This window comes from Acinetobacter sp. YH12140 (assembly GCF_013418475.1).
GTDB classification, from domain to species: Bacteria; Pseudomonadota; Gammaproteobacteria; order Pseudomonadales; family Moraxellaceae; genus Acinetobacter; species Acinetobacter amyesii.
The window spans coordinates 1-5815 of the sequence record NZ_VPBZ01000024.1 but is presented as its reverse complement, the minus strand read 5'-3'; the positions used below and the strand labels follow the sequence as shown (position 1 = coordinate 5815).

Here is a 5815-nt window from a genome sequence, read left to right as displayed (position 1 = left end):
AATAAAACGACACTATATTATAAAAGCGTTAATTAAAACAACAACATTATTTTTTATTGTCGTTATATAGGGTAAATCTGTCGTTGTATAAGGGTAAATCTGTCGTTGTATAAGGGTAAATCTGTCGTTGTATAAGGGTAAATCTGTCGTTGTATGAGGCTGAAGAGTATTGCTATATAAGGCTTTCATGCTGTCTAAAACTATTAAAACTATTAAAACTATTAAAAAGGGAAAAACTATTAAAACTGCCCTATGTACTCGCTAAAGCTCGTACTCTATTGAAGCTCGTTCCTCGCTTCGTGGGGCAGTTTTTGGTTAATCCTGTTTGTGAAATCTAAAAGCAAAAGCATTGATAATGTATTCGCTTCGCTCATACTTTTTGAAAAGCAAAAGCTCCAAAGTTCGCACCCATTCGGGATGCTCTGTACCTACCGTTTAAAATCGAAAGGGAGCTTGTAATCAGAGAAAAGGCGAGCGTGAAATTTTGATGATGCTCAATCGCTCGTAGACACTCGCTCGGTTCTTATTATCTAAGTTTTAATTATTTAATGGAGCTAATCAAAGTTGTGAAACATTGATCAAAGAATAGGCGTGGAACATGAAAAATCATAAAAAAAGCCCGAACAGAGATGTTCGGACTATCAACTAGAAACTACAGCGTTGAATTATAGGGATAATTATACAGCATTTCGCATAAGGCGTATTATGTTAATTTTAGAAAATCTTAAGATAATTATTAATGAGTGGCTTAATGAATAAAGAAATTTCTGTATTACTGCATGACGTTCCTACTCATGCAGATTACGCATGTGATGCAACAGATTTAGATCCAGAAGATATTCCTGAAGATCGTATAGAACAAGTCATAAATTTATTAAATTCTTCTGATGAAAATATTGTATTTGAGGCAGCAAAACTTCTGACTAATTGGGGACAATCCTCTGGTTTTGATGCATTAGTAAATTTATTAAATGAAAATAAATTAGTTGGTTATATAGATCATCGTTTACATGGTTATGATGATACACTTCAGCATGTACTTAGAGCTTTTGTTCGTTATTGGGCATTCCAAGCTGATCTAGGATTTGGTGAACAGGCTAGAATAAAAATATTTCATCCTATACAAAAGATTATAGAAATATCTAATACAGAACCATTTGATGTTAGTCGCTTATTTTGGTTAATTGATGATGAAAAATACGATGAATATATTCCTTTAATTAAAAACCATTTAATCCAAATAATAGATCATCCTGAATTACAATTTTGGAAAATCCATGATGCTATTGAACTGATGCTGAAATTAGAGCCTGAGTTTGTTCATAATTTATTAGAAGAAAAAGGCAAAACATTGGAAGACTTTAAAATTAACACTTTATAAAGTTATACATTTAACATAATGGCGATTATACGAAATTCAGTTGTCAGAAACCATTTATTACATCAAAAGTAATGAAAAAGTAAAGAATATGACTTATATTATCTTTACTTTAATGGTTTTTGAGTGAGGGAATCATGTCCGCAGTCAATTTCAATATGCGCTTAGAAGCAGAGTTAAAAGAACAAGTCACCCCAATTTTGGAAGACTATGGTTTGACTATGCCTCAAGCATTCAAACTGTTCTTGAATCAAATCGTTAAAACTAAAGCGATTCCTTTATCTTTTGACTATGCACGAGAACCTGCTTTAACTCCTAAAGCAGCAGCCAAGTTACTTCAATCTTTAAAAGAGATTGAAAATGGCGAGTACACCGAGTACGAAACGGTAGAAGAAGCGATTAAAGCTATGTCGGAAGAAGCACATGGCTAAACGTAAGATTATCGTAACCAGTTCTTTTAAACGTGATATTAAAAGACGTTATTTAGAACTGGTTACGGCTGAATGGGCAGAAGTATTAGATTGTTTAGTCGCAAATAATCCTTTGCCTGAAAAGTATTTAGATCATCCCTTGAAAGGTGGTGCAGAGTTTAAAAATTGTCGTGATTGTCATGTGAAGCCTGATTTAGTCTTGATCTATAGGCTTGTTGGTGACGATATTTTAGAACTGCATCAGTTGGATAGCCATTCCGAAATTTTTGGATGACTATCGCTCGATGCTTTGAAAGATGGCTTTAGCCATGTTTCAAAGTCGGGCAACTTTGCGACTGCTGTCATTGATTCGGTGATGGCAAGAGCCGAGCAAAGTACTGTCTAATCATTATTTTGGGTCAATCACACAATAATCCTTATTCGCTCCGTGACAGTCATTTTTCATGATGCGAACGCAAGACTTCCCATTGCAATTTTTAATATCTAGGCTGTATTTTTGTTCTAGCCATGCAACGTCTGCTCTACGCTGTTTGATTTCGTCCATGCTCGGCACATATAAAAATAATGCTAAAAAGAAAACGATCAGCAAGCTAACAAAAGCACTGGCGTAGATTGCCATGAATCGCCAGTCAAGTTGATTGGTTGCATTGTTTAATTCCCGAATACTGTTGTTGAGTGCGTCTATTTGCTTCTGATTGGCGTTTTTTAGGTGTTTTTCGGTCTTATTGAGTACTCCGCTAGCCACTTCCTTGTAAAACGCTTCTAATCGCTTGTTATCGTCTGCTATGGCTTCTCGATACTCTTTCATAGATGCCAGTAAAATATAGAGCTGGTCATCTAGGTCGTTTTGGTTGCTCATCGGTACATTCCGCCCTGATCTAAGTCTTGTGATGCTTTACGGTTGGCTCGCTCGGCTTGCTGTTGCTCTAGTTTTTGCTGTCGTTGTATTTCGGCTTGGCGTTCTTGTTCTAGGCGTTTAGCTTCTTGGTTTTTCTGCCATTGCTCGAAGCCTTGCTCGGCACGGTTTAAACCGTGCTGTAAAACGCTGTCTGTGCGCTGTTGCTGTTGTTTGAGGTGTTGGGCGTTGTGTTGCTTCACATGGTCGTTATAACGGCTGATTTCGGTGTCTATACCTTGTCTACGAAGTTGAGTGACCGAAGTCCCCTCATGAATGGTGGCTTGTAGTCCATTGTTCTGATCGGCATAGCTGCGGTGGTCTATTTTTTCTCGGTAGCCTGCTCGCTCCAGTGCGTGATTGGCTAAATCCGCCCATGTTTCCCGAATCTGTTTGATGTCGTCTTGGGTTGTTCCCATATTTAGGCTTTTGCGTTTGGCATTACTTAACTCAATATCGGTTTTTGTCGTCAAAGTGAGTTTATTGTCAGGGTCTAATTCAGCTTTTCGGGTGGTCAGCATGATATGGGCGTGATGGTTTTTATCATTTCCGCTTTTGCTGGGTTCGTGAATGGCTAAATCTGCGATCACGCCATAGCGATCAACAAGTGATTGGGCAAACTCTTTTGCCAAGTCCTTACGTTGATCTGCATCCAGTTCATCAGGTAAGGCAATCACCCATTCTCTAGCGGTTCGAGCATCTTTGCGGTTTTCGGACTGTTCCGCCAAGTTCCACAACTCGCTACGGTCTATTTCTATATCAAGGTTAGACACAATTTCGCTATGGGCGACACCGTCCTTTCTCGTAAAGTCGTGGGTTAGTCCTGTTCGTTCATCTTTGAGTTTTTCCCCTGAACGGTAGGCAGACGATGCAACCGCAGTTCGTCCCGAACTTCGATTCACTGTTTTTGTTGAGCAATGATAAATCGCCATTTTTTCTTTCGCCTTTTTAAATTGCGTAGCAATTTTTTGGGGTTAAGGGGATTCCCCTTACGCAACGATGACTTGAATGAAATTCAAGTCGTAAGTGCGCATTTCATGAAAAACACGATAGCATATTACCCGCTTGAATTTCAATTCATAGGGTCTTATGCTTGAGTGGTTTTCTATATTCCGAAATTAACCGTTATGACTAAATCTGCTGAAAATATCGAAAAGAAAATTGAAGCCCAGTTAGAGAAGCTGAAACAGTTAAAAGCACAGAAACAGGCTATTGAAGCAAGAGAACGTACCAAAAAGAAAGAACAGGAGCGCAAGGATGATACTAGGCGTAAAATTTTGCTCGGTTCTTACTTGATTAAGAAAATGCAGGCAAATGAAGCCAATAAAGAAAAAATACTCGCTGAACTCAACGAATATTTAACAGAAAATAGAGATCGACAGCTTTTTGACTTACCAAATATTGAGGACAATTAATTATGAATAAAGCCGATTTAATTGCCAAATTAGCACCTAAATTAAATATTAATCAAGATGAAGCAAGAGTTGTTCTTAATTCTGTTCTTGAAGTCATTACAGAAGCCCTGGTTGAAGATAAAAATGTCCGATTAGTTGATTTTGGGACTTTTGAAGTAAAACAGCGTGCCGAAAGAATGGGACACAATCCTAAAACTGGCGAAAAACTTAAAATTGAAGCTAAGGAAATTGTCACTTTTAAACAAGGCAAGGCTTTGGGAGAGCAATTTACTGTTAAGCCTAAGCAAAAAAGTAAAGTTAAGAAGAAAGCCTAATTTTTCTTAGCTCTTTGCTTTTCTTGTTCGGCTTTATACTCTGGAATTAGCTCATTTAAGACTTTTTGGATATTTACTTTATCCTTGATCTGCAAATTATCCCGATAGTAAATTAAGTCCTCTATTTTGCTTTCCATCTGCATTTTTTCAGTGGGTTCTGCATTCTGGGATATTCGGGATAATAGAAAGATATAACCGCAGATATTCTCCCTCGCAATTTCATAATTAACGATGTCGGTATACTCAATTTGAACGCCTTGAAAATTGGCTGTTAGGTTCTCCAGTTGCATCATGATTTAAATCCTGCTTTCTCTAAAAATGGGTAAAGTTCTCTAAATTTTTCAGGCTCTAAAAGCATGTCAGCGATACGAATAGCAAATTGTTGGTAGCTTTCTGTACCTTTTGAATATTTACTCATTTCAGGCATTTCTGACATTTTATTGGCAAATAAATGGCGTTGTGCATCGGTCATTTTTATAAAAAAGTCAGGGGTGTTAGGGTCACGCTTAGTATTAATTTTAGGTTTATCGTCTTTTTTTTGCTTAAACTTAAATGAAAACCCAGAAATGATACGTCCTTGCTTGTGTTGTTCGTAACTTACTGTGATATCTGTATATTTATTAATTTGTTTAATAGCAGGGTCTAAGACACGATTCTTAAAATCATAGACTCTAGGATATTCATGCTCCTCAATAGCAAGGCGTTCTCTTAACGTATTTAATTCTATTACTGGAACAACTTTCGTGCTTTGCCATTGAATCATCATTTCATAAAGGCGAATAGCATAAACGCTCGTTAATTGGGCTGTTTTAGATAATCTATATCGTGTGAAACAATCTTTCAGTTGTCCAATCATGCTAAAAACATCATCGGCTAACTGAAATTTAATATATCCCTGCGTATCTGCATAACTAATTTTTTGTACCCATCTCGATTTAACACATTCTATAAAATCAGGTTTTTGATAGACCCGATCATACGTGAAGTAACGGTTAAATAATCGCTCACTTGCATCCCTTAATACCTTATAAGCATCGGATTCATCAGTATTAAATAGCTTGGAGTAATCTTTTGCATATACTCTAAATTCTCGTGTGTGGAATAAGCCTTTATCACTTTCATATTCAGCTAATTCAGTGAAGGCTACATGTAGTATTCGATATTCAGTCAAACTGAGATTAAAGCAAGCTTCAACAAGAGTATTACTTTTTATAACTAGATCATTTTTCATTTGGTTTAAGGATTATTTTTCTGCAATAAAACGACACTATATTATAAAAGCGTTAATTAAAACAACAACATTATTTTTTATTGTCGTTATATAGGGTAAATCTGTCGTTGTATAAGGGTAAATCTGTCGTTGTATAAGGGTAAATCTGTCG

General features: G+C 36.6%; 9 protein-coding genes. 5 read left to right on the top strand and 4 right to left on the bottom strand.

The genetic code is table 11. The features are described 5' to 3' along the window. Positions 1 to 751: 751 nt before the first annotated feature. The 3 genes from FTU75_RS17950 (at position 752) to FTU75_RS17940 (ending at position 2083) form a co-directional block, all read left to right on the top strand. Positions 752 to 1381 (top strand): hypothetical protein, encoded by a 630-nt coding sequence (locus tag FTU75_RS17950; protein ID WP_180023047.1) that lies wholly within the window; start codon positions 752 to 754, stop codon positions 1379 to 1381. 134 nt (positions 1382 to 1515) lie between these two features. Then, positions 1516 to 1809 (top strand): type II toxin-antitoxin system RelB/DinJ family antitoxin, encoded by a 294-nt coding sequence (locus FTU75_RS17945; RefSeq protein ID WP_004870963.1) that lies wholly within the window; start codon positions 1516 to 1518, stop codon positions 1807 to 1809. Further along, positions 1802 to 2083, top strand: a complete 282-nt coding sequence (locus FTU75_RS17940; RefSeq protein WP_001129137.1) for a type II toxin-antitoxin system YafQ family toxin — start codon at positions 1802 to 1804, stop codon at positions 2081 to 2083. Before FTU75_RS17945 ends, FTU75_RS17940 begins: the two co-directional genes overlap by 8 nt. A 114-nt stretch (positions 2084 to 2197) precedes the next feature. Here FTU75_RS17940 and FTU75_RS17935 read toward each other — a convergent pair whose 3' ends face one another. Beyond that, positions 2198 to 2668, bottom strand: coding sequence for a hypothetical protein (locus FTU75_RS17935; protein WP_004870960.1), 471 nt, complete (start codon positions 2666 to 2668; stop codon positions 2198 to 2200). Next, on the bottom strand, positions 2665 to 3636 hold the full coding sequence (gene mobQ / locus FTU75_RS17930) for a MobQ family relaxase (protein WP_136144369.1): 972 nt from the start codon (positions 3634 to 3636) through the stop codon (positions 2665 to 2667). The genes FTU75_RS17935 and mobQ overlap by 4 nt, the downstream gene beginning before the upstream one ends. A gap of 195 nt (positions 3637 to 3831) precedes the next feature. On the opposite strand from mobQ, the gene FTU75_RS17925 reads away from it, so the two are divergent. Then, a complete protein-coding gene (locus tag FTU75_RS17925; RefSeq protein WP_159516831.1) occupies positions 3832 to 4119 on the top strand; it encodes a mobilization protein in 288 nt (95 codons plus the stop codon). A gap of 2 nt (positions 4120 to 4121) precedes the next feature. Then, the gene (locus FTU75_RS17920; protein WP_159516832.1) at positions 4122 to 4433 is read left to right on the top strand and encodes an HU family DNA-binding protein; all 312 of its coding nucleotides are present in this window, start codon (positions 4122 to 4124) and stop codon (positions 4431 to 4433) included. Here the strand turns inward: FTU75_RS17920 and FTU75_RS17915 are convergent. Beyond that, complete coding sequence (locus tag FTU75_RS17915) at positions 4430 to 4726, bottom strand: hypothetical protein (protein WP_159516833.1); 297 nt, start codon at positions 4724 to 4726, stop codon at positions 4430 to 4432. The genes FTU75_RS17920 and FTU75_RS17915 overlap by 4 nt on opposite strands. After that, on the bottom strand, positions 4723 to 5664 hold the full coding sequence (gene repM / locus FTU75_RS17910; RefSeq protein WP_087554602.1) for a replication initiation protein RepM: 942 nt from the start codon (positions 5662 to 5664) through the stop codon (positions 4723 to 4725). The genes FTU75_RS17915 and repM overlap by 4 nt, the downstream gene beginning before the upstream one ends. Positions 5665 to 5815: the final 151 nt, after the last annotated feature.